Source organism: Methylobacterium sp. NPDC080182 (assembly GCF_050281105.1).
In the GTDB taxonomy this organism is placed as follows: Bacteria; Pseudomonadota; Alphaproteobacteria; order Rhizobiales; family Beijerinckiaceae; genus Methylobacterium.
In genome coordinates, this window is record NZ_JBNNWO010000063.1 from 1 (window position 1) to 1,269 (window position 1,269).

General features: G+C 58.9%; 2 tRNA genes and 2 rRNA genes. All 4 read right to left on the bottom strand.

The window, feature by feature from the left end:
* A 23S ribosomal RNA gene (locus tag ACQKQD_RS34110) occupies positions 1 to 469 on the bottom strand; the annotation flags it as partial.
* Between the two features lie 330 nt (positions 470 to 799).
* Positions 800 to 875: transfer RNA gene (locus tag ACQKQD_RS34115), tRNA-Ala, on the bottom strand.
* A 35-nt stretch (positions 876 to 910) separates the two neighbouring features.
* A tRNA-Ile gene (locus ACQKQD_RS34120) sits at positions 911 to 987 on the bottom strand.
* A gap of 197 nt (positions 988 to 1,184) precedes the next feature.
* Positions 1,185 to 1,269: ribosomal RNA gene (locus ACQKQD_RS34125) — 16S ribosomal RNA — on the bottom strand; the annotation flags it as partial.

Here is a 1,269-nt window from a genome sequence, read left to right on the forward strand (position 1 = left end):
GAGGGTGGTCCCCCCATGTTCAGACAGGATTTCACGTGTCCCGCCCTACTCGAGTCCTGTGTATCGTCCGTCCCGTACGGGGCTGTCACCCATCGCGCCGGCCTTTCCAGACCGTTCCGGTAAACTCAACACAGGCACTGGCCTGATCCGCGTTCGCTCGCCACTACTGACGGAGTCTCGTTGATGTCCTTTCCTCCGGGTACTGAGATGTTTCAGTTCCCCGGGTTCGCTTCAAACCCCTATGAATTCAGGATTTGATACCTTCACATGACCAACCGTATGAGAGCCGCAGGCCGATCCGAAGATCTGTCTGCAGCCGCCATACGGAAGGTCGAAGGTGGGTTTCCCCATTCGGAAATCCCTGGATCAAAGCTCGTTCGCAGCTCCCCAAGGCTTATCGCAGCGTACCACGTCCTTCATCGCCTCTCAGCGCCAAGGCATCCACCGAATGCTCTTAAGGCACTTGATCGCTCTCGTGATCGATGTCCGTTCTTTTGTGACTGGGTCCAGTGGATCCAGCGCAAAAGTCTGACACGGTCACAAAAAGACCAGTGGCAGATCCGTTTCCGGACCCACCACCGTATGCTTGCCGAACATGACCGCCAGGGTTCACAGCTTTCGCTGCCCCAACGGCCACATTCCCTCTTCACGATGTCACTGATGTCTTCGCCAAACAGCACGTCCAACCGAACCTGACGGTCCTCGCTGATCATTGCTGCGGCAAACGCATGTTCCAGATAGCGGGCTCGACACCGTCTCATTGAGCGAAGCTGCAGGAGCAGCCTCAAGTCCCAAAAAGTGGTGGAGCCAGACGGGATCGAACCGACGACCTCATGCTTGCAAAGCACGCGCTCTCCCAGCTGAGCTATGGCCCCAAAGGGTCAAGCCGCAGGCAAAAGCCTCCCGTCCATGGTGGGCCTGGGACGACTCGAACGTCCGACCTCACCCTTATCAGGGGTGCGCTCTAACCACCTGAGCTACAGGCCCAGTACGATCGAGCTGTCGCGGACCGGACCATAGCCTGAGCCACGGTCGGACCGCTCCGGCGATCGCGCTATCTGGTGAGGAAGAGAAACGAGGGCGGCATCTGTCCCGCCAAGGGGCTCTGACTGAGCCCTGATATCCTAATGACGCCGTCCGAGGAGCGGACCGGAGACCGGTCATCCTGCTGTCAGCATCCTTAGAAAGGAGGTGATCCAGCCGCAGGTTCCCCTACGGCTACCTTGTTACGACTTCACCCCAGTCGCTGACCCTACCGTGGTCGCCTGC